General features: G+C 62.5%; 17 protein-coding genes, 1 pseudogene and 1 riboswitch. Of the genes and pseudogenes, 11 read left to right on the plus strand and 7 right to left on the minus strand.

Annotated features, from left to right (window positions below; all coding sequences use genetic code 11):
* Nucleotides 1-2: 2 nt before the first annotated feature.
* The 4 genes from U6958_RS16675 to U6958_RS16690 all read right to left on the minus strand — a co-directional run bounded on the left by U6958_RS16675 (nt 3) and on the right by U6958_RS16690 (nt 4,932).
* Nucleotides 3-575: a DUF3455 domain-containing protein gene (locus U6958_RS16675; RefSeq protein WP_034393786.1), complete on the minus strand. Its 573-nt coding sequence runs from the start codon at nt 573-575 to the stop codon at nt 3-5.
* A 217-nt stretch (nt 576-792) separates the two neighbouring features.
* Nucleotides 793-1,740 carry a Dyp-type peroxidase gene (locus U6958_RS16680; protein ID WP_074923181.1) on the minus strand — a complete coding sequence of 316 codons (948 nt, stop codon included), beginning with the start codon at nt 1,738-1,740 and terminating at the stop codon, nt 793-795.
* Nucleotides 1,741-1,834: 94 nt separating this feature from the next.
* On the minus strand, nt 1,835-2,083 hold the full coding sequence (locus tag U6958_RS16685; protein WP_208607078.1) for a hypothetical protein: 249 nt from the start codon (nt 2,081-2,083) through the stop codon (nt 1,835-1,837).
* Nucleotides 2,084-2,127: 44 nt separating this feature from the next.
* Nucleotides 2,128-4,932, minus strand: a complete 2,805-nt coding sequence (locus tag U6958_RS16690) for a metallophosphoesterase (protein ID WP_074923223.1) — start codon at nt 4,930-4,932, stop codon at nt 2,128-2,130.
* 600 nt (nt 4,933-5,532) lie between these two features.
* Here U6958_RS16690 and mobH point away from each other — a divergent pair.
* The 3 genes and pseudogenes from mobH to U6958_RS16705 all read left to right on the plus strand — a co-directional run bounded on the left by mobH (nt 5,533) and on the right by U6958_RS16705 (nt 8,557).
* Nucleotides 5,533-6,416: pseudogene (gene mobH, locus U6958_RS16695) on the plus strand (MobH family relaxase).
* Between the two features lie 1,181 nt (nt 6,417-7,597).
* The gene (locus tag U6958_RS16700) at nt 7,598-7,858 is read left to right on the plus strand and encodes a hypothetical protein (protein ID WP_350337321.1); all 261 of its coding nucleotides are present in this window, start codon (nt 7,598-7,600) and stop codon (nt 7,856-7,858) included.
* Nucleotides 7,749-8,557, plus strand: a protein-coding gene (locus tag U6958_RS16705) for an IS5 family transposase (protein ID WP_156815040.1) whose coding sequence is annotated in 2 segments (ribosomal slippage) — nt 7,749-8,079 and nt 8,079-8,557 — 810 coding nt in all. Because the reading frame shifts where the segments join, the coding sequence is not laid out codon by codon here. Before U6958_RS16700 ends, U6958_RS16705 begins: the two co-directional genes overlap by 110 nt.
* A gap of 524 nt (nt 8,558-9,081) precedes the next feature.
* On the opposite strand, the gene U6958_RS16710 is transcribed toward U6958_RS16705, so the two are convergent.
* The 3 genes from U6958_RS16710 to U6958_RS16720 form a co-directional block, all read right to left on the minus strand.
* Nucleotides 9,082-11,289, minus strand: a complete 2,208-nt coding sequence (locus tag U6958_RS16710) for an AAA family ATPase (RefSeq protein ID WP_074922074.1) — start codon at nt 11,287-11,289, stop codon at nt 9,082-9,084.
* Entirely contained in the window at nt 11,286-12,536 is a 1,251-nt protein-coding gene (locus U6958_RS16715; protein WP_074922371.1) for a hypothetical protein, read from the minus strand. The genes U6958_RS16710 and U6958_RS16715 overlap by 4 nt, the downstream gene beginning before the upstream one ends.
* A gap of 148 nt (nt 12,537-12,684) precedes the next feature.
* The gene (locus tag U6958_RS16720; protein WP_074922076.1) at nt 12,685-13,506 is read right to left on the minus strand and encodes a hypothetical protein; all 822 of its coding nucleotides are present in this window, start codon (nt 13,504-13,506) and stop codon (nt 12,685-12,687) included.
* Between the two features lie 205 nt (nt 13,507-13,711).
* Here U6958_RS16720 and U6958_RS16725 point away from each other — a divergent pair, with 205 nt between their 5' ends.
* From U6958_RS16725 to U6958_RS16760, 8 genes are all read left to right on the plus strand, one after another.
* Nucleotides 13,712-14,443, plus strand: coding sequence for a 2OG-Fe(II) oxygenase (locus tag U6958_RS16725; protein WP_034366991.1), 732 nt, complete (start codon nt 13,712-13,714; stop codon nt 14,441-14,443).
* A 27-nt stretch (nt 14,444-14,470) separates the two neighbouring features.
* Nucleotides 14,471-15,121: a DNA oxidative demethylase AlkB gene (gene alkB, locus U6958_RS16730; protein ID WP_074922079.1), complete on the plus strand. Its 651-nt coding sequence runs from the start codon at nt 14,471-14,473 to the stop codon at nt 15,119-15,121.
* 14 nt (nt 15,122-15,135) lie between these two features.
* The gene (locus U6958_RS16735; RefSeq protein ID WP_074922082.1) at nt 15,136-15,819 is read left to right on the plus strand and encodes a 2OG-Fe(II) oxygenase; all 684 of its coding nucleotides are present in this window, start codon (nt 15,136-15,138) and stop codon (nt 15,817-15,819) included.
* Between the two features lie 12 nt (nt 15,820-15,831).
* A riboswitch (cobalamin riboswitch) is annotated at nt 15,832-16,151 on the plus strand.
* A 120-nt stretch (nt 16,152-16,271) separates the two neighbouring features.
* Nucleotides 16,272-18,398: a TonB-dependent siderophore receptor gene (locus U6958_RS16740; RefSeq protein ID WP_074922084.1), complete on the plus strand. Its 2,127-nt coding sequence runs from the start codon at nt 16,272-16,274 to the stop codon at nt 18,396-18,398.
* The gene (locus U6958_RS16745; protein ID WP_074922086.1) at nt 18,398-19,441 is read left to right on the plus strand and encodes an ABC transporter substrate-binding protein; all 1,044 of its coding nucleotides are present in this window, start codon (nt 18,398-18,400) and stop codon (nt 19,439-19,441) included. Before U6958_RS16740 ends, U6958_RS16745 begins: the two co-directional genes overlap by 1 nt.
* Nucleotides 19,428-20,513: an iron ABC transporter permease gene (locus tag U6958_RS16750; RefSeq protein WP_013802411.1), complete on the plus strand. Its 1,086-nt coding sequence runs from the start codon at nt 19,428-19,430 to the stop codon at nt 20,511-20,513. The genes U6958_RS16745 and U6958_RS16750 overlap by 14 nt, the downstream gene beginning before the upstream one ends.
* Nucleotides 20,510-21,313, plus strand: coding sequence for an ABC transporter ATP-binding protein (locus U6958_RS16755; protein ID WP_074922089.1), 804 nt, complete (start codon nt 20,510-20,512; stop codon nt 21,311-21,313). Before U6958_RS16750 ends, U6958_RS16755 begins: the two co-directional genes overlap by 4 nt.
* Complete coding sequence (locus U6958_RS16760) at nt 21,300-22,082, plus strand: (2Fe-2S) ferredoxin domain-containing protein (RefSeq protein WP_244160477.1); 783 nt, start codon at nt 21,300-21,302, stop codon at nt 22,080-22,082. The genes U6958_RS16755 and U6958_RS16760 overlap by 14 nt, the downstream gene beginning before the upstream one ends.
* Nucleotides 22,083-22,086: the final 4 nt, after the last annotated feature.

Raw genomic sequence — 22,086 nt, forward strand, 5'->3', positions numbered from 1 at the left:
TCTTACATGGGCTTCCAGAAGATGTAGTCGGCCTGGTACTTCACGGTGGTCTTCTGGCCCTTGTTGGCAGCCATGCAGGGCTTGTCAGCCGGCGCCACTCCGCCCTGGAGCGCCACGCGCTGGATGTAGCTCACACCCTCCAGCGCGCCGCTGCCCATGGCCGGGTTTGCCTTCACCAACTGGTAAGGCAGATTGCCTGCGCCGGACGGCGCCACAGCCAGCTGGGTGGCGGTGAGTTTGGAGCCGTCGTTGGCCTCCCAGGTTGCGGGGGGACCGTAGTAGCGGCCCACTTGTTTGCCCATGCGGTCCTTCAGCACAGCATCGGGTCCCACAAAGACCCATTCCGTCTGGCCAGGCGCGTTGGCCTTGTCGCGGCACTCGTAGGTGATGTCACCGCTGCCCACGGTTTCCCACGCGACCTTGTTCCCTGCAGGAACCTGGATGGGGGCGGGCAGCGATGCCTGGGAGAAAGTGCTGGCCGGCTTGTGCATCGAGCCACAGGCAGCGAGCAGGGCCGCTGTGGCTACAGCGAAGGAAACGGCGGCGGTGCGGGATGCGGAACGAGAGGTCAACATTGCAATTCTCCAAACAGTTTTGTGAAGGGGACTGAAGCAGCGCCTTTTTTTGGGCTGCTGCTGGTACTACCCGCCATCGCGTCGTTTGGATGCACCCCATGCAAAAAATATTTTCGAGAAATGCCAGCGCCAGACTCCATCAGACTGCGGTTGGTGACATTCTTGACCTGCAGCACCCGGGCCACCTCGCCCGAGGCGCGTTGCTCCCAGTACGATCTCAAAGATGGGCGAGCATGTCCTTTGACGGAACGAAGAAGGCAATGCCTGTCACCGCCGCCGAGAAGTCAAGGATGCGGTCGTGGAGAGGGGGCGGGCTTCCGATGAACATCCGTTCGAGCATCTGCTCGATCACCCAAAGGTGCCTGGAATAACCGATGAAATAGGTTCCGTACTCCTTGAGTGCAGGCCTCGCGAAGGGCATGTTGTCTCGCAGGATGTCGTGCTCGACGCCGTCCTGCGTGATGGTGCACAGCGTCTTGTGTGACTTCTGCTCCGCCTCCGAGGCATCGGGAAGCTCGGTGTTGGTGAACTTCTTTCGCCCAATGATCTGCTCCTGGGCTTCGGTGCTCAGGCTTTTCCATGCAGGGAGGTCGTGGAGGTACTTCTGTACGACGACATAGCTTCCGCCCGCATGTTCAGGATCTTCATCGCCCACTATCGTTGAGGCCGGCAGCGCCAGGCCGACCGGATTCGCCGTGCCATCGACAAAATCCAGCAGGTCGCGTCCGTCGAAGTACCGGAATCCGGCGACCTCATCCATGGCCGCGACTGTCCCTTCCAGGGCCTCCAGGAGCATCTGCTCGAACGCCACGATGAGATCCATGGACCTGGCGCGGATGTGGAACAGCAGGTCCCCCGAAGTAGAGACTGCCACATGGGTGGCGCCCCGGATTTCGCGGAATGGATGGAGCTCGGCCGGAAGCGGGGTACCGACGAGCGGACCCCACACATCGGCACCGATGCCCACGTTGCAGGTAAAAGTCCCGGTCACGTCCCGTACAAGGACGTTCTTGATCAGGCCGTCCAGATCGCCGAGCACGGATCGCACGGTGGAGAGGGACGCTGCGTCTCTTGCAACGGTAAGGACCAGGAAGGATGCGGCGATCGACAGCGCTGCATCAATTTGCTGGGGCTCGGCCTGGCGCGGGATCGTGGGTGTGGTCATTGGAAGTACCGGCAGATGGACGAAATGGGCGTCAGGGATGGCGCATTATCTGGCCCAACCGGCGCAGCCAGCCCAACCGGCACCAGGAGCAACATCACGGACGGTTTCGCCAGATCCTCACTCCCATTTTTTCGGCATCTTCCCGGTACTCCTGGATTTTCTGCTTCAGGTACTCCTGCAGCGGCCTGCCGACCAGGGAGTAGGGGTACAGGTCGAAATTCTCCAGAAGTGCCATATAGCCAGGAAGGCCCATCGCCTTTTGCAAGGTGTCGGACCAGTAGCGTATTGCCGATGGAGGCGTGCCTGCCGCCATATAGAAACCCCTGACCGTCATCCAGGTCACACAGCTGTTTCCGGCAGAATTCGATTAGAGCTATGTTAGTTCATCTAAAGAGCTTCTATATTTCTGATTATTCGATCGAATGATGTAAATGACATCGATGTTGGATCAACCGCGCGTCTAACTTCTTGCGCAATACCATATTGCTCAAGATTTTTTACTAGGTCGCTTATAATTTTAAAAGACTCGATTCTTGTGTACATCCTTTTCCGCCTCTTTGATACATCTTTTTCAAATCGGGATATTAATTCATTGTATTCTGAATTTCTTGATGTTTCATTATTTTTTAGAATTAACAATAATGAATTACAAGCGGATTCTGCCTCTCTAAATATTCGGTCTGCAAAAGAAATATGTAGCTTGTCGCAGCAAGTGGAAAGGCCGCTTAAGTAGATTCTTGCATTTTCAACAGTCAGAGAATTGGTCTCAGATTGATCGCTGAGTGCATATGAAGCCAAAAGGGCATTTTCAGAATTATTCCGCAACATGCCTTCGCACACACCCCATTCGAAATAAAAACCGCGATGGTTTGGATTTTGACCGAAATTTCTAAATAGAGGGACAGCTTGATCTGCATTTTTCTGACGCCTGTATAAAGACGCAAGCTTAGTCAATACATTAAAAGATCCCTCAGTTTCGTAAACCTTAAGGGCTATGTCAATCGCAAGCCGTGTTTTTCCAGATAAGAATAGCTTCTCAACCATCTCAAATCGCCAAAACGCCAGGTCGTTAACTTGTTCAGTTCTTGCTCTTATCACTTCAGAAGTAGCAAGATCCACGTAGTAATGTGAAATATCCTCATCAAACCTATTTTCTAAAACATCAATTATAGCCGCAGCGATATATTTATGACGCGTAAAAATAGTTGTTGATGTGCTCGTAGCAGCCGCTTCCTTGCCGAGTTGACGAAGAACTTGACTCTGCAACTTAGGTATGGATATTTCCAATAGCCCTGCAAGTGCTGCGAAACTGAGCTTGTCAAACCCTTCAAAATGCATGGCGGCGATATATCCAAGCACGTCCTTGAGTGTGAAATCATTTTGCAGTTCAACCTCGTTCAACCGCATGAGCATTGATTCAGCATGCTCCAGCAAGTCATTCCCATGACGGGACATGAGAAGTGCGCCGAAAAAGGCATCTGAATTTCCTTTTGACTCCTTTCTTGCGTAAAAGCGAAGCTTGTCTGCGCGTTCATCTTCAGGGAGTCTTGAAAGCTCTTCACCCAAGCCCTTGCTACCATAGTTACCCCACGACTTGACGATGAGTTCGGCATCTTTAATGCTAAGGTCTTTCAGTATTTCTTCTTTATATTTAGCCTTAAAAGTCCATGCTAAGCTCTTTGCTCCAGACGATTGCCAATCGGAATCCCTGCTTGCAAGTAAAAAATCAATTCGTCCAGTGAAGCCATTAAATCCTGCATCAATGAATTGCAAAATATCCTTCGCTACTTGATCTGCCTCATCGATGACAAACAGCCAGTCGTTGTGGCTCCGTAATATCTCTAAAAAATCAGTTGCGTTAAATGCACGTGTGTGATTTGTTCTGAAGAGTAGTTTTTTTGACTTATTTGTGCGCAATATCTCTAAACATGACTGTAGAAGTGCCGTTGTCTTTCCTTCGCAGCCAGCACCGAGAATAACGCAGACCAAAGGAATTGTTACTTCAGTGCGGAAATTTCTAATTACCTTACTAACAATTTCTCTTCTAGGAATAGAATCAGAAAGCGCAACAGACCAAGTAGGGGTGGCGCCATCAAAATATGCAATAGATTCATCTTCCTTGAGCTTCGTAGTGTAACGTTCGAGTGTGTCCAGATCCTTGATATCCCATCCTGCCAGTGGCGTACTTTTCGGCCTTTGTATATAATTTGACTTCGTTCGAGCTCGTGGTGCTTCAATTTCCCACCATTCACCGTTTCGGTAACTTTCGTGAAATCTGGTTCCATCAAGTGTCCAACACTGGTTGAGAAAACTCCAATTGAAAGGCTGGAATCGAAAAATACTATTATGTAAATCAGCTTCGCCCCACATAAAACCATTTTTCCACTTTCCTCCCTCAGGGCATTGCCATGCTGCTCCTGCTTGAACAGAAATAAATTCTCCTGATCCGTTTAGGCTGCTAGAAAATGACTCAGTGTGCATATGGCCATGCAAATAAATAGCATTTTTTGATCCTAAGAGTGCTTGAATTGCATGCCTATGTGATTGGTAGAGCCAATCAAGGGGATGGTGTCCAAGTACGAACTTGATTTGGCAATCTGATATTCTTTCCAGAGCCTCTCTTAGAATTGGTACGCCCGGAGTCAACGTTTCTTTATCTTTATCTCCATCACAGAGCCAAGCAGTATTAAGTCCAATAATGCCGATTTCAGATGAATTTATTTGCCGTTTAACGATGAATGCACCACTGTCAGAATTAATTAAATTTGAGATTTCGCATAAATTATGCTCAAAGAAATCTTGAAACCTCTTGGCAAGCATTTCCCGATTTATTGCAGACCCTATTTCCGGATTGAAAGACTTGGATTCAGGTCTAACAAATTTTTCTTTACTGAATTCTTGATTAATATTACGATTTAAATCGTGATTTCCAGGAACTGTAAATATATTGTCGAGATAATCATTTCCATAAATCTCTATGATCGGTGAAATGAGATGCTCAACAAACTGTGCATATTCAGACTTCTTTCCAGAATTCGCAACATCTCCCGTTATAAAAATAAAGTCAGGGTTAACTCCATCTTTGTGCAATTCTTTCAAATGCTGGACAATCTTATTTGCTGAAAAAGCTTGTTCAAACTCATTTACTCCGAAATGAAAATCGGATAAATGCAGCCACTTAACGGTACTCATTACTATAATGTCCTTCGTAATTATCATATACACCATCTGCCAGTATTTAGATATAAAGGTTTAGGCGTTATTTCGAGAAATCGCGTTGCGTTGTTCAACTCGATCTTAGATCAGATTGCGTTCCGCATGAACGAACTATCGTGTATTTTCATAAAAACATAAAGATGTCAAGCATAAAACCTGTGGTGATATACGAACGTTTCGTGATGACCTGGCGCAGCGTCGTCCGTATGGTGCACAACCATGGCATTCGAATGTTCCCGATCACTTACCTCGTATCTCGAGGGGCCTCTCAGACTTCGCGGGTCTTTACACTCAGCGCAGCGTTCATAGGTGCGTCATTTCCCCCATAAAGCGAAAATCCGGACCATGTTGGTTGACAAGATGAAGGGCTTTGCTGCACTGCTGCTGACTATGCTGCCTTGGACAAAACATTGCAGGTTGCCGCAGCGCGAAGAGGAATTGAAAGGGCCTTCTTCAGTCGCCGAGCCTGCTTCAACGGCGACGCCTACGGTGGCTGGAATCGAACTCGGCTGGCTTCGGGTGTTGACCTCCGATCAGCTGCCCGCTGTCGTGCGCGCAGAGAAGGCTGTGGATGCTATGTGGCGCCAGTCTCACCAGAGCCGTGAAGTCTGGGAGCGTGATCTGTTGCCGGCCATCCATCGATACGCAGCGTTCGTGCAATTGATGCCTGCGTCAGAGGCGCATCACCATGCCACGCCGGGGGACTACTTTCACACACCATCGAGATGGTGCTGGCAGCCCTGACCTGGCGCAACGCCATGCTGCTACCCGGTGGCTCTCAGATCGAGGAGATCGATGCGCAGCGCGACCAGTGGAGCTACGTGGTGTTCTTCGTCGCGCTGCTGCACGACATCGCCAAGCCCATAACCGATCTGCGGATCCAGTGACGTTGTGATGGCATGGCCGATTCGATTCGCTGGACACCTGCAGGCGGCAGTCTGGTTCAGATCACGGCCCGGCGTGCTGCCGCCGAATACCTGGTCGGTTTCACGCCCAAGAGCCAGCGCGACTACAGCGCCCACGGCAAACTGGCGCAGCTGCTGCTGTCGCGCATTGCTCCAAAGTCGGCACTCGTGTTCCTGGCCCAGACGCCCGCAGCCATGGACGCCCTGGAGCAGTATCTCCGCGGCCAGGACCGCGACAGCTTGGTGGCCCAGCTGGTGCGCCGAGCCGACCAGGCCTCGACGCAGCGCGCTCTGCTGTCGGGTCACAAGGGCCGCTTCCCCACCTCGAAGTCCAAGCCGTTGATCGACTTGCTGATGCAGGCCATCACCAGCATGCTGCAGGCAGGCACCGAGCTGCCGCTGAACCGCTCAGGTGGCGCGGCCTGGGTGTTTGAGGGAGCCATCTGGTTCGTGGCCAAGCGCTTGGCGGATTCGGTGCGCGAATGGATCAAGCGCAATGCGCCCGATGAGGCTGTACCAGGGGACTCGAAGAACGATCGGCTATTCGACACCTGACAGGACTATGGCGTCATCGACCTGAACCCGGCCACCGGGCAGGCTATCTGGCATGTGACCGTGCATGGAGAGGCATCCGAAGCTGCGGCAGATCGAGGAGGTTATGAGCACGACCTGGCCATGCTGAGATTTCCCTTGGCCAAGGTCTTTTCGCACGAGAGCAAGTATCAGGCGCCCATGCAAGGCAGATTGGTCCTGCGGTAAAAACGCAAATGAGGCCGGGGAGGGCGGGGCCTCATCACAGGCCGTGCAGCTGCAGATTCCTGCGGCAGGTTCTGGTGGTAGGGAGGATGCGGCAGGCCATGCACCCGAAGCTGCAGCACTACCAGCCAGTGCTCGCACGCCTGCAGCTGCAACTGCGCCCAAGGCGCCCAGCAAGCAGGAATTGAAGCTTGCGGCAGTCATGCGTGAACCGGCGTTCAGGGCACCATCTGCTGCGGCAAAGTCGCCTGCAATGCAATCCGAAACTGGCACAGCACATCAGGCACGAAAGATTGATGCAACGCCAGTGAGCCCCCGGAATACTCCTGCACCCGGACGTGCCCCTGCAACGGCTCCAGCAGAAGCTGGCCCAGCAATCAAGGCAGAACCAGTACCTGGACCAGTTCGGCAACCTGAGAATGCTGCACTACCAGCGCCGCCGCTGGCGGCGGGATCTTCAATCGATTTTGACCCAGGCGATGCAGCCTACCTGCTCGACCAGAGTGACTTCCTCGATGAGGCCGAAACTGCAGCAGCGATGCGACCCAAGAAAGGCCCACGGCCACCGAAGCCCGCGCGGGCCAGGGAGGAGGGCGGTGCGGTGCGCGAGCAATCATCAAAAGCTGCCGCAGGCCTGGACGAGGCCCAGGCTACGCCAGAGCCTCCAGCACAGCCTACAGCCCAGATCCTTTCATCTGAACCTGCAGCAGTGCCTGCGCCCGAGGCGACGCCACCAATGCCTGTCCCTCCTACTCGGCGCGCCGCGAGCGTCGCTTCGGAGTTCCGGAGCCTGAGCGACGAGCTCGATGACTTGCCCACGGTCGTGGTGCGTTCCAGGACCGAGCCACAGGCCGCACGCTCAGACGACCCACAGCCGGTGCTGCTCTTGCAGCAGCTACCCAAGATCGATGGCCAGGAAAGGCCTACGCACGAGCCCAGCGAGTTGGACGGGGGCAGCAGTGCATTTTGTCGAGCAAGGCATGGCGTTGGTTTCGCCGCTGATCTTCAAGAAATTTGCTCAGGAACATGCCGACCTGGCAGAAAGCCCAACTGAGCTGGCCACGAAGGACTTAGAGTGGCTAACACCACTTCGTCACAGACCCCCGCAGAGCAGTTATGCTCGCTGCCCTCATGGCACGACGACCTGTAAGCAAAGAACTGTGGCGACAACTACAACCCCTCATCCCTGCCTTCGTACCTTCCGCCAAAGGCGGTGCGCGCAAGCTCGCAGTCAGCGATGAAGCCGCCCTCAACGGCATCCTGTTTGTGTTGCAAACAGGCATTCCGTGGGAAGACCTTCCCCAATCCCTTGGGTACGGCAGCGGCATGACTTGCTGGCGCCGCCTGCGCGACTGGAACGCTGCTGGTGTCTGGGAGCAGCTGCACCAGGCCATGTTGACTCGCTTGCGTGAACATGACCAGATTGATTGGAGCCGGGCTAGCATTGATGGCTCCTCGGTACCAAGCCCCCGGGGGGCCAGGAAACGGGCCCCAACCCCACGGACAGAGGCAAGCTCGGCTCCAAGCGGCACATCGTCGTAGATGCCAGAGGCATCCCGCTGGTGATCTTGGTCAGCGGCGCGAACCGGCACGACTCCAAGATGTTCGAGAGGTGCGTGGACGCGATTCCTGCGATTGCAGGCTTGGGAGGGCGCCCCCGCAAAAGACCATCGAAGTTGCACGCCGACAAGGGCTATGACTACAAGCGTTGCCGTGCGCACTTGAGACAACGGGGCATCGCCAGCCGCATTGCCAGGCGAGGCGTTGAGAGTAGCGAGCGACTGGGCAAGCATCGCTGGGTGGTGGAGCGGACCCATGGATGGTTTGCAGGCTTTGGCAAGTTGCGAATCCGCTTTGAAAGACGACTGGATATCCACGAAGCGCTGCTAAAACTGGCAGCGGCGATCATCTGTGCACGCTTCGTGGATCGGTGGTGTTAGCCACTCTTATGAGATTCAACGCACTTTCTAAAAACCAAGAGCCGAAGGTGGATCTGGATGTGGACCAGCGCCTTGGTCTGTGGAGATCGAGGCCTTGGCAGCACCGGGCGCTGTATCGCTGGAACGTATTGACAGCATATGCACGCGGGGTGGTCTCGGCCCGCCATCTCTGGGATGCCTTGCTCAATCCTCATCAGGTAATCATGTTGCCGTTTCGAGCGCCGCAGCGTGGGATGATTTTTGTGTGTCCTGCGGCTGCGCGTGAGTACAGGGAGATGTGCGAGTCAGACACCTGGGCCAGCACAAAGCTGACGCGTGAACTGGAGGGACCTGAGCAGCCGACTGGTGCTCGGGACATAGTTAGTGACTGCCACTACTGTGATCCGCTTAAAAGCTCACTTTTTTAGAGATCATCTGACAGATACGATGTATATTATGTTAAATCACAGTTGCGATTAACACTGTCCAAACCCAGGTAAGGCACTCTTCCTGCACCAGGCCTGCCTGTCTTCCGCCTCTTTTTTTCAGCTGTTCAACCCTCTTCCCAGGCTCTCCAGTTCCTGCCTCAACAACAACTCCGTCTCCTGCGGTTCGAATTGGCGTTGCAGCAGCGGGATGGTGAAGACGTAGCGTGCGTCGTGCACGCCGTGGGTTTCATCGCGGCGCAGGACATAGGCCAGTTGCAGGCGGGCCAGGGATCGGCGCAAGGCCTGGGCCTGGCCGGTGGCGCCGTGGGCCTGGACCAGGGCGTCGAGCGCGGTCAGGCTGGTGTGACCTTGCTGGGCCGTGTGATAGACGGCGATGCGGTCCAGGCGGCAGGCCTGTTCGTCGGTGCTCAGGCGGCCCCAGCCGACCAGCGCATCCTGTACGGGCTGGGATTCCAGCGCCTGGCGCAGGTGGCGCTCTTCGATCACGCGTTCGTCGGGCCCCAGGGCTTGCAGGCATTCCTGGCAGAGGATGGCGACCAGATTGGCCCGCCTGCCGCTGGCCTCGATCAGGCGTTCGGCCAGGGCGTCGTTGGCGTAGCCCACGCGCAGCCTGCGCAGCGGCTCGGTGGCCAGTGCCTGGCAGGCGGACGGCTCCAGGCCGCCGATGGCCAGGATGTCGCCGAAGTTGCGCAGCGGCGACTGGTAGTCGAGCAACGCTGCCGCATAGAGATCCCAGAATCCCGCCAGCATGAACCAGCAACGGCCCTCCTCGCTGAGCGCGCGCAAGGCGCTGAGCTGGGGATAGCCGTTGCGGGCCTCATCGCGGAAGAACAGGTCGGCCTCGTCGATCAGCAGGTACAGCCGCCTGCCCTGCGATTGCGACTGCAGGTGTTCGATGATGGCCTCCAGCGGTGTCTCCACGGGCAGGCCGAACTGGGTGGCCAGGCGCGGCGTAAGGCGGTGGTCGCGCAGCGAGAGGTAGTGGCAGGCAATGGACGGATGCTCCTGCAGGCGCCGTTGCACGGCCTTGAGCAGGCTGCTTTTGCCGAGCTGGCGCCCTCCCACGACCAGGTAGTTGGCCGGTTCGCGGTTGAGTACGCGCGCCAGCAGGCGCTCGCGGCCGAAGAACACGTCCTCGCGCGTCACGCCGCCGCGCGTCTGGTAGGGCGAGATGCGCGTGACCTGCAGCTGCGCGGCCAGCAGCCGCAGCAGTACCTGCGCAGGCTCGCCGCCCATCAGCCATTCGGTCTGACCGGGGCTGTCCAGCACTGCGTGCAGATTGGCGCGGTCCTCGGCATGGCGCTGCAGCAGCGGCATGGGCGACTGCGGATGGTGCGGGCTCACGATGAGCACCACATCGCCGCCGGTTTGCAGCAGGCGCAGCTGGCGCACGAGTTCGCCCTCTTCCAGTTCTTCCAGTTGCTCTGGCAGCGCATAGACCAGGCAGCGGCCCAGGGCGATGGGCAGGTCCGGCGGCAGCGTCCATTCGAACATGCCACCGGGCACGGGCCATTCGCCCTCGGCGGTTTTGCAGGTGGCCGACAGTCGTTCGGCCAGGGCGCGCACGCGGGCGGCGGGGCTGGCGCCGGCAAGGCGCAGGGCACGCTGCCAGTCGGGCGGGCGTATGCCTGCGGCGCGCAGCACGGCGGACCGCCGGCCGGTGAGCCGCAGCAGCCGGTCCAGCTGGGGAAGATGCTGATACGGCTTGCGGCGCAGGCGCCCGGGCTTGAGCTGCGCCGGGCCTATCAGCGGATGGCGGACCAGCCACAGCAGGGCCAGGCCGCCAAAGACCAGGGCGCAGGTCCAGATGATGTTGCGCAGCCAGCCAAAGGGTTCGTGCTCTGGCTGGCCTGGCGAGGGGCTGCAGTTCAGCGGCAGATAGCGTGGCGGGGTGGGTGGCTGGCCGCCCTGGCAGCTCCAGTCCTGGCTGGGCATGTTCAGCTGCAGCAGGACCTGGGTTCCTGAGAGCACGCCCATCTGGCTGTCGCGCACGATGTCCGCCTGCAGCACGAAGGGCCTGGGCGAACTCATGCGCACGCGGGGCTCGGCAATCTCCGGTGCCACGCTGGCGATGTCCTGCGGCCAGCTTTCATGCTGGCGCACATGCTCCATCAGGGCCAGGCGCCACAGGATGATTTCGTTCCAGACCCGCCCTGAACTTTCCGCGCCCTGCAGGCTGCCGCGGGTAACGGGGTTGTAGCGGGGCAGAAGGATGGCTGTGCCTATGAACAGCGTGAACAAGGCCAGCAGCGCGGCGCGCCAATAGGATCGGGGCAGCTGCAGAAGGCGGGCCGGGCCGCTCATGCCTGCAGCACTGCCATTGCGGCTTCGCGGGCGATGTCGCAGCGCCAGTGCAGGTGGGCGCCCTCGCCCGCTCCGCGCACCTGCAGCAGGTTGCCCCAGAACAGGCGCCGCAGCACGGCATCCTGCAGATAAGGCCGCGCACGGCCCAGCGATGCCGCATCCACCAGGCTTCGCAATTGATCGCGTGCGGCCGGCTCCTGCGCCAGGGGCAGCAGGGTCTGCCACAGGCGCGCACTGGCCACCAGATGGGCGCGCAGCAGTGGCGAGTGCACGGCAGCGATGCCCACACCCTGCTCCACCAGCCATTGCAGCGCCTCCTCGAAGAGCGCGGGATGCCCGCCCGTCAGGGCCTGCAGCGCCTTGATGACCTCGACCGGCCAGGCTGTTGCCGGCCAGCGCTGGCGCGCCATCAGGGCCAGGTCTTCCAGCGTGGGGTCGGGCCAGTGCGCCACCTGGCCGATGTTGAGCAGGGACAGATCGCCGCTGCGGTACTTGAGGTCGGCCAGCGCCTCGCTGCCGCACAGCAGCAGGTGCAGGCGGCCGCTGTGCATTTCGCTGAGGCTGCGCAGGATGCCGGCCAGCGTCTCGCGCAGTGCGGCCGTGCCTTGCTCGAAACGGCTGACCAGGCAGAACAGGCGGCCGCCTGCCAGCAGGCGCTTTTCCAGCAGGGCCTCGAATTCATAGTCCGAGCCCACCTCGCCCAGCCCGCACTGCCGGCCCAGGGCCGCAAAGTAGTCGGCCGGGGCCGTGCTCACGCTGTACGGCGGCTGGATGTGCAGTACCGCCTCGGCGCCGTACTGGGCGCGGGCACGCAGCAGCAATTCCTGGCGGAACGGGGGCTGCCCCCAGTGCGCGGGAGACAGCAGCATGGTGATGGCATAGGGCGAGGCCTGGGCCAGCTGGGCAAAAAGCCGGTCCATGAAGCCGGCAAAAGGCTGGGCGCCAGCGGCTGGCGCCTGCAGCGGGAACTGCGTGGCAAAGCCGGCGGCGGAGAACAGGCGATTGGTCTCCGCCTCCGTCAGCCGCAGATACTGGGCGCAGGCGGCCAGCCGGTCGCGCGAGCGCGGATTGGGTAGGGAAACCCCATTCCTCCAGTTGTTGACGGCTTCCCGGCTCAGCCCGATCTCGGTGGCCACCCCCGAAGCGCTGGCACGGATGCGGCGCATGTACAGACCCAGAAGATGGCCGAAATCCTCGTGAACGCCTGCGGCCACGGCGGGGCCCTGCTCGATTGCGGTGGGCTGCATCAGCATTGGCCCTGCTCAAAAAGACGGCGCCTGATGGCGCATGTCCATCCTGCCGTGACGACGGTCGGTATCCACATCCTGTTCACCCTCTCCTGGGACTTTGCCGGATCTTGTGCAATTTGTTTCATTCTGCCGAGCGCGGATTGTCTCAGGATGCCGGGTCGCTGCCGCCCTGCCCCGCGAACTCCCGCCGCGCACTGGCCATCCGGTACAGCGGCAGTACGACCGCCAGTACCAATCCCAGGGCCAGCCAGAGCCACAGGCCCTTGCCTCTGAAAGCCAGGGCGGCAACGACGGTGAAGGCGACGGCCTCGCACAGTCCGCGAAAGCCTGCCCGCAGCATGAACAGGCCCGCGATGCCGTCCACCGGCGACACGCCGCTCTTGCGCAGGCTGGCCATGGTCTCCAGCAGGGCCTGCACGGACTCCTGGGCCTGGCGATCGCGTTCCTGGTCACGCTCGCGCAGTTGCCTGATGGCCATGGGCTGGGCGGGATTGCGGAGTGAGGTGCCATCGTTGCCCTCTTCCTGCCCCGGGCGCGGATAGACCTCTGCGTCGGGATCGACCAGCACCTGGCGCTCCGGGTAGCGGGCCAGCCAGGCATGGTGGCTGACCCATTGGCCGGCATCGAAGTGATAGCGCTCGCTCTCTCCCACCTGGTCATAGAAGACATGCAGCACCGCCGCCTGCAGGCCGTGCTGGAACAAGGTCTCCAGCAGCCGCCAGGGCATGCCGGCCGTGGTGCGGGTGTCGAAGCCCAGCTCCAGATGCTGGGGATGGCCCAGGGCGCTGGCATTGGCCCAGTCGTCATCCCACAGCGCGGACCGGTCCAGGGCGGGGTCCAGCTCATGGATCCAGCGCTCGGCCTGCTCCCAGGACTGCCGGGCCAGGTACTGGCAGATCAGTTGCACGCGGCGCAGCTGCAGGGGCGTATCGAAGAACAGATAGAGGTGATGGACGTTGCTGGACATGGCGGGCCTGAGGCGTTTGCAGGAATGCCGCGATTGTTCAATTGCAGTTGCCAGCCGGCCCTCCCAGGCCTGTCCAGCACGCGGCTGGCAGGCGCTCCCACCGGTTGACATTCTGTCCACTGCAAGAAGCGGGATGCAGGCGCTGCTGCGGCGCCCTAGACTGCGGCAATTGCCCACAGCGCCCATGCCGCCAACCGCGCCCGCCATGCACAACCTCCGTCTTTTCGACAACGAAGCTTGCGAATCCGCCCCGCCCTGCCAATGGACGCAGATGGAGCACCAGCTCGACGAGCACGGCTGTGCCCGGCTGCCCGGCCTGCTGGACGCGCAGCAATGCCGTGACCTGGCGGCCCTCTACACCAGGGAAGACGGTTTTCGCTCCCGCATCGTCATGGCCCGCCACGGTTTCGGGCGTGGCGAATACCGGTATTTCGACTACCCCTTGCCACCTCTGCTGCAGCGGCTGCGCGAACAGCTGTATTCCCGCCTGGTGCTGGTGGCCAACCGCTGGAACCAGCGCATGGGGCTGGATGTGCGCTATCCGGACCGGCTGCAGGACTTCCTGGCGCGCTGCCACGCGCACGGGCAGTTGCGGCCCACGCCGCTGATCCTCCAATACGGCGAGGGCGACTACAACTGCCTGCACCAGGATGTCTATGGAGAGCATGTGTTTCCGCTGCAGGTGGTGTTGCTGCTGTCTCGGCCGGGGCAGGACTTTGCGGGCGGGGAATTCGTCATCACCCAGGCCGATGGCGACCGGCAACGGGCCGATGTGATGGCGCTGGACCAGGGCGATGCGCTGGTCCTGGCCGTGCGCCACCGGCCCGTGCCGGGGCGGCGCTCAGGCTACCGCCGCGCGGCCATGCGCCATGGCGTCAGCCGCGTCCGAAGCGGCCATCGCCATACCGTGGGGCTGATCTTTCATGACGCACTCTGATATGACGCACTTTGATGGACGGCCGGTATGAGCACGCTGGATCTTTTTGCCGATGAACCTCCCATGGGCATCGAACCCATTGGTCCCCAGTCCGTGGTGCTGCGCGGCCATGCCCTGCCCCATGCGGCGCCACTGCTGGCTGCGGTGGACGGCGTCATGGCCCAGGCGCCGCTGCGCCATCTGGTCACGCCGGGCGGCTTCACCATGTCGGTGGCCATGACCAACTGCGGCGCGCTGGGCTGGACCAGCGACCGGCGCGGCTACCGCTACAGCGCCATCGACCCGGTCAGCGACCAGCCCTGGCCCGCCATGCCGGCCGTGTTTGCGCAGCTGGCGGGCGAAGCGGCCGCCGCTGCGGGTTTCGAGGGCTTCGCGCCCGATGCCTGCCTGATCAACCAGTACCTGCCCGGCAGCCGCCTGTCCCTGCACCAGGACCGCGACGAGCGTGACCTTGTCGCGCCCATCGTCTCGGTGTCACTGGGCATGCCGGCCACATTTCTGTTTGGAGGGCTTGCGCGCGCGGACAAGACGGCCAGGGTGTTGTTGCAGCATGGCGACGTGGTGGTCTGGGGCGGCATGGATCGGCTGCGCCACCACGGCGTGTTGCCGCTCAAGGACCAGCCTCACCCGCTGCTGGGCGGGCGGCGCATCAATCTCACTTTTCGCAAGGCGGGTTGAATGGAGGGGTCGAAATGGATGGGCTGAACAGCAGTGATCGCTTCGCCGGCCTGGACTGGGGCCGCATTGCCACCCAGCTCGATGCAGAGGGCCATTGCCTGCTGCCACGGCTGCTGAATGCGGATGAAAGCCGCGCCCTGGCTAGCGAGGCGGCCATGCGCAATGGCCTGCCGCCCTCCCTCTACACATGGCGCCCGGTGCTGTACCGGCACCTGCTTGCCATTGCCAATCGCTGGCGTGCCCAAATGGACATGCAGCCTGCCCTGCCCGCCTCGTTCGAGGCCTTCGGGCAGCTGGGCCGCCAGCGCGGCCAGATGCATCCGCAGTCGCACCTGCTGCATGTGGCGCAGGCGGGCCATGCCCCGCTGCGCTCATACAGCGAAGGAGCGGCGGTGTTCCCGCTGCAGCTGGTGCTGCTGCTGTCCCGGCCGGGCAAGGATTTCGAGGGCGGCGAGTTCGTGATGACCGAGCAGCGACCGCGCATGCAATCGCGCCCCATGGTGCTGCCGCTGGGCCTGGGGGATGCGGCCATCATCGCCACGGGGCCGCGCCCGGTGCGCGGTGCGGCGGGCTCTTACCGTGTGCACCTGCGGCATGCCATCAGCCGCGTTCACCGTGGCGAGTGGCTGGGTCTGGAGCTGCTTTTGCACGACGTGCCCCAGGCGCCAAAGGCTCTGCAAACAGACCGCTGGCTATAATGCCGCGCCTGCAAAGGCATCCGTGCAACAGGTGTCCACATGCCAGCCATGGGGATGAAACGGGAACAAGGTGACTGCCAGCAAATGCTTTTTGCGCTGCCGGCACAGGCCTTGGCTGCCCCCGCAACGGTAAACAAGTCAAGGCGCTCCACGCCTGTCCCGCCAGTCTCCGCAACCCTGCGGAGGGGCGATGACAGGCTGTCACTGGTCCATGGCGTGGTCTGCAACATGCAGCTTTTCGCGGGTGGATTGGGAAGACGGGGCGCTGGGCGCAAGGCATGTCCTTGCGCCGCTTGTGAGCCCGGAGACCGGCCTGCTGCGTTTCGCGCCCGCTGAGCGGGCGCTTTCTTGACTGTCTGCGGGGTGCGGATGGCAATGTCCTGCACCCTATCCTTGCACGCTGGCTGGAGAGGCGGCAGTGCCTTGCTTTCGCATCAGGCGGTCGAAGACCGATGTTCGAAATGCATTCCTCCCTTTCCTGCGTTCCCAGCACCCGTGCTGCCGATTCCCTTTGCCTTCGGCTGAGCCCGCTGGCCCTGGCCTGCGCCTTCCTGTCCGTTCCTGTGCAGGCACAGACTGTCCTGCCCGAAGTGCAGGTCACCGGCCAGGCCGAACGCATCGGCCAGCAACTGGCCCAGCCTGCGCGCTCTGCCAGCCATACCGGCGTCTCCAACCAGGAAGTGCCTGCCAGCGTGGATGGTGTTTCTGCCGAGCAGATGCAGGAGCGCGGCGACTACGCCCTGGTGGACGCCGTCACGCGCACCGTGGGCCTGACCTCCAGCAGCACGCCGGGCAATGGCGGCCTGTCCTTCAGCAGCCGTGGCTTTGCGGGCGTGAACTCCGTGGGCGTGGCCGAAGACGGCATGGTGCTGGGCGTGGCCGCCGGCACCACGGCCTATCCCGGGGACAGCTGGGGCTACAAGCGCATCGACGTGCTGCGCGGCCCGGCCTCGCTGATGTATGGCAGCGGCACCATGGGCGCCACGGTCAACGCCATCCGCAAGCAGCCCAGCCGCACCAGCTCGGCCGAGGTGCTGGTGGGCGCGGGCACGGACGACACGCTGCGCCTGGGCCTGGGCGTGACCGGCGCCCTGGGCGCCTATGCCAGCTACCGCATCGACAGCTACACCGCGCGCAGCGCGGGCGAGCGCGACCTGGACCAGTCGCGCAACGGCAAGTTCATGAGCACGCTGCGCTTGGAGCCCACGAGCGACCTGCAGATCGACCTGATTGCCGACCGCAGCGTGCAAAAGCCCAGCCGCTACTGGGGCACGCCGGGCCTGGACGGCAAGGTGGTGGAGTCCCTGCGCGACCGCAACTACAACGCCGAAGACAGCGTGCTGCGCTATGCCGACGAGCGCCTGCGCGCCAAGGTGCAATGGAAGGCCAATGACTGGCTGACGGTGCGCAACGAGCTGTACCACGTGCAGTCGGACCGCCACTGGCGCAACATCGAGGCCTACGCGCTCAACCCCGCCACCTGGACCGTGGGCCGCTCCGACTACCTGGAAATCCTGCACGACCTAGAGCAGACCGGCAATCGCCTGGGCCTGAACTTGGACCGGGGATCGCACAAGATCGCCATGGGATGGGAGGCCGCACGCATCAACCTGCGGCTGTCCAACAACTCGCCCTACGGCGGCTCGTCCACGGTCTCGGCCTGGGACCCCGTGCATGGCAGCTGGGCCAGCCCCGATGTCACCAAGGCCAAGACCGAAACCGGCGTGACCCAGCATGCGCTGTACCTGGAGGATGCCTGGCGCATCAGCAACCGCTGGCTGGCCATGGCCGGACTGCGCCGCGATGTCTACAGCTTTGCCAGCCACTCGCTGGTGGGCGGCACGGATTTCAATAAGACGCTGGCCGCCACCTCCTGGCGCCTGGGCCTGACCTATGAGCTGGCGCGCAACACCCAGGTCTATGGGCAGATCAGCTCGGGACACGATCCCGTCAACAGCTTGGTGTCGCTGAACCTGGCCAACACGGCTTACAAGCTGAGCAAGGGCCGCCAGGCCGAGATCGGCATCAAGCAGCAGGTGGCAGGCGGGCGCGGCGAATGGACGCTGGCCGTGTTCGACATCAAGAAGGACAACATCATCACGCGCGACCCCGACCGCCCGGCCATCTCCATCCAGGGCGGCAGCCAGTCCTCGCGCGGCGCCGAGGTCACTGCCAACTTCCAGGCCACGCCCGCCCTGCGCCTGGAGGGCAATCTGTCCTATGTGGATGCCCAGTTCGACAAGCTCATCGAGGCCGGCGGCAACCGCGCCGGCAACCGCCCGCAGAACGTGGCCAAGACCACGGCCAACCTCTGGGGCCACTACCGCGTGGGCGCCTGGCAGGCCTCGCTGGGCCTGCGCTACGTGGGTGACCGCTTTGGCAACAACGCCAATACCGTGAACCTGCCCGCCTACACCGTGGCCGACGCCGCGCTGAGCTGGCAGGTGGACCCTCGCACCACCCTGAGCCTGATCGGCCGCAACCTGGCCGACAGGGTCTATGTGGGATCGAGCTACGGCAGCCAGTTCCTGGTCGGGCAAGGCCGCCGCTTCGAGATCGCGGCGCATATCCGGTTCTGATGGCCATGGCGCGCTCCAAAAGCCTCCACGGCCTGTGCGCTGGCGCCCTGGCGACCACCCTGCTGCTGGCCGGCTGCTCGCGCAGCGATTCCGGCACCACCAGTGAACTGCCGGCACCGGCTGCCGCACCGCAGGCGGCCGTGACCGTCAATGTCTGCGGCAGACCCGTGACTTACGCCAACGCACCGCTGCGCGCCGTGACCCATGACGTGAACATCACCGAGATGTTTCTCTTTCTGGGCCTGGGCGATCGGCTGGTGGGCTACAGCGGTATCACGCAGGCCAAGCAGATCGACCCGGCCTTCCAGGCCCAGCTGGCCCGCGTGCCGCGGCTGGCCGAGCGCGAGATGAACCTGGAGGCCATCCTGGGCGCCTCGGCAGATTTCGTCTTCGGCGGCTGGAGCTACGGTTTTCGCCAAGGCCAGGTCACGCCCGAGGTGCTGCAGCGCCACGGCATTGCCTCGTACGTGCTGTCCGAATCGTGCATCCGCGTGGGGCCGCGCAGCCAGGTGGCGCTGGAAGACGGCCTGACCGACCTGCGCAACCTGGGCCGCATCTTCCGCATCGACGCCCATGCCGAGCAACTGGCGCAGGGGCTGGAGCGCGAACTCAAGGACCTGCGCGAGCGCATGCAGGGCGTGCGGCAGCGGCCTTCGGTCTTCGTCTACGACAGCGGCCAGGACATCCCCGTGACCGTGGGCCGCTACGGCATGCCGCAGGCCATGATCGAGGAAGCGGGCGGGCGCAACATCTTCGACGATATTCCCAGCAACTGGCCTGCAGGCAACTGGGAGGACGTGGTGCAGCGCAACCCGCAGTGGATCGTCATCATCGACTACGGCCAGCCCCATGCCCAGGGCAAGATCGACTTCCTGCTGGCCAAGCCCGAGCTGGCCGGCGTCGATGCCATTCGCGAAAAGCGGTTCTTCGTGATGACCTATGCCGAGGCCACGCCCGGCCCGCGCAACATCGCTCGGGCCCGCGCGCTGGCCCAGGCCCTGCACCCCGACCGCATGCCGGCGCCCAGCCATGCGGCCAACTGACTCCCGCTGGCCCAGGCGCCCGGGCGCCGCCCGCCTCTGGTGCCTGCTGCTGTTCGCGGCCCTGTTGCTGGTGATGACGCTGGCCATCACCTGGGGGCCCGTGGACATGCCGGCCGGCACGGTCTGGCGCATTGCCTGGAGCCGGTTGCTGCAGGTGCTGGGCATGCAGCCGCCGCCACTGGAGGGCATCACGCCGCAGCACCAGCAGATCGTCTGGCTGATCCGCATGCCGCGCGTGCTGCTGGCGGCCCTGGTGGGCGCGGGGCTTGCCGTGGTGGGCACCATCATGCAGGCCATGGTGCGCAATCCGCTGGCCGATCCCTATCTGCTGGGCGTGTCCTCGGGTGCGTCGGTGGGCGCCGTGGCCGTGCTGGCCTTCGGTGCGCTGGCCTCGGCCGGCATGTACGCCCTCACGGCCGGGGCCTTTGCAGGGGCGCTGGCGGCCACCGTCGCCGTCTACCTGCTGGCGCGCTCCCAGGGCCGCATCCATGCCACGCGGCTGATCCTGGGTGGCGTGGCCATCGGCTATGTGCTGGCGGGCGTGACCAGCCTGATCACCCTGTCATCGGGCCAGCGCGACCTGGCCAATGCCCTGCTGACCTGGACGCTGGGCAGCCTGGCCGGCACGCAGTGGGAGGAACTGGGCATTCCCGCCGCCGTGCTGGCTGCGGGAATGCTCTGGCTGGGGCTGCAGACGCGCCCGCTCAACGCCCTGCTGGCCGGTGACGAGGCCGCCGCCACGCTGGGCGTGGACACGGCACGGCTGCGGCGCGCACTGTTCCTGGCGGTGTCGCTGCTCACGGGCACCATGGTGGCGGTCAGCGGCGCCATCGGCTTTGTGGGGCTGATCGTGCCGCACGCCGCGCGCATGCTGGTGGGCACGGACCACCGGCGCGTGCTGCCCGTGGCCGCCCTGGCCGGCGCCCTGCTGCTGGTGCTGGTGGATCTTGTCGCGCGCACGGCCTTTGCGCCCATGGAACTGCCCGTGGGCGTGATCACCTCGCTGATCGGCGGACCCTTCTTCGTCTGGATGCTGGTGCGCCAGCCGGTGCAGGGAGGGCGCGGCCCATGAAGCTGCAAGCCCAGGACCTGTGCTGGAGTGCCGATGCCCGGCGTGCCGACGCCCGGCGTGCCGACGCCCGGCGCATCGTGGACCAGGCCAGCCTTGCCCTGCACAGCGGCGAATGCGTGGGGCTCATCGGCCCCAACGGCAGCGGCAAATCCACCCTGCTGCGCATGCTCTACCGCGTGCTGCGGCCCGACGCAGGCTGCGTGCTGCTGGACCAGCGCGACATCCGGGACATGACGGCGCGCGAGTTCGCGGCCCAGGTCTCGGTCCTGGCGCAGGAGGCACCGCAGAGCTTTGACTTCACCGTGCGCGAGGCGGTGATGATGGGCCGCATCCCCCACCAGTCCCCCTTGGCGGGCGACAGCGCCGAGGACCTCGCCTGCATGCGGCAGGCGCTGGCCCAGGTGAATGCCCTGGCGCTGGAGGAGCGGCGTTTTTCCAGCCTGTCCGGCGGTGAGAAGCAGCGCGTGCTCGTGGCCCGCGCGCTGGCCCAGCAGCCACGGCTGATGCTGCTGGACGAGCCCACCAACCACCTGGACATACGCCATCAGCTGGAGTTGATGTCACTGGTCCGGCGCCTGCAGATCAGCAGCATCGTCGCCCTGCACGACCTCAACATCGCCGCCCACTACTGCGACCGTCTCTATCTCATGGAACAAGGCCGCATCGTTGCCCATGGCACACCGGCCCAGGTACTGACCCCGGCCACCATCGGCCAGGTCTACGGCGTGGCTGCCGAGGTGGACATCCATGCCGCCACCGGCCGGCTGCGCATCAGCTTCATTCCCGATGAACTCCTCTGAAACTTCCATCCCGCCCGGGCCCGACGCCGTGATCGTGCTGGGCCGCGGCGGCACGGGCGCAGCATCGCGCCAAAGCCTGATCGAACTGGCCGATGCCTTGCGCCAGACGCTGGAGCCGGCCTGCAAGGTCGTCACATCGTTCGTGGACAAGGCCGCACCCTCGCTGCCCGAGGCGCTGCAGCAATGCCTGCCGGCGCGCTCCATCGTCGTGCTGCCCCTGTTCTCGCCCGACGAGCCTGCCCTGCTGCGCTGGCTGCACAAGCTGGCCATGCGCTGGCGCTCGCAGTTGCCGGACCAGGGCGTGCAGGTGCGGTTTGCCGACCATCTGCTGGGCGCTGCCGCCATGCCCGCGCTGCTGCTGTCGCAGATGGCCCAGGCCCTTCAGGCACCAGACATTGCCGAGACCGCAGGCGACCAATGGCAGCACGATCCCCAGGCCTGGTCCCAGGTGCCGGACCACCAGCACCATGCCCTGGTCTGCACGGGACCGCGCTGCACCGCCCTGGGCGCCGTGGCCGTCTGGCAAAGCCTGGGCGATGCCGTGCAGGCCAGCAGCGAACTGCGTGCCAGGCTGCGCCTGCTGCAGACCAGCTGCCAGTACCCCTGCAACCATGGCCCGCTGGCCATCGTCTATCCGGACGGCGTCTGGTACGGGCGGCTCACGGCCGAGAATGCCGCCGAAGTGATCGAAACCCATGTGCTCTCGCGGCAGGTCTGCGCGGAGCACCATGTGCACGGGCCTGTGGAGCTGGGGACGCGGGCTTCGTGATGTC

The sequence above is a fragment of the Delftia lacustris genome (genome assembly GCF_040267515.1).
Taxonomy (GTDB): Bacteria; Pseudomonadota; Gammaproteobacteria; order Burkholderiales; family Burkholderiaceae_C; genus Comamonas; species Comamonas tsuruhatensis.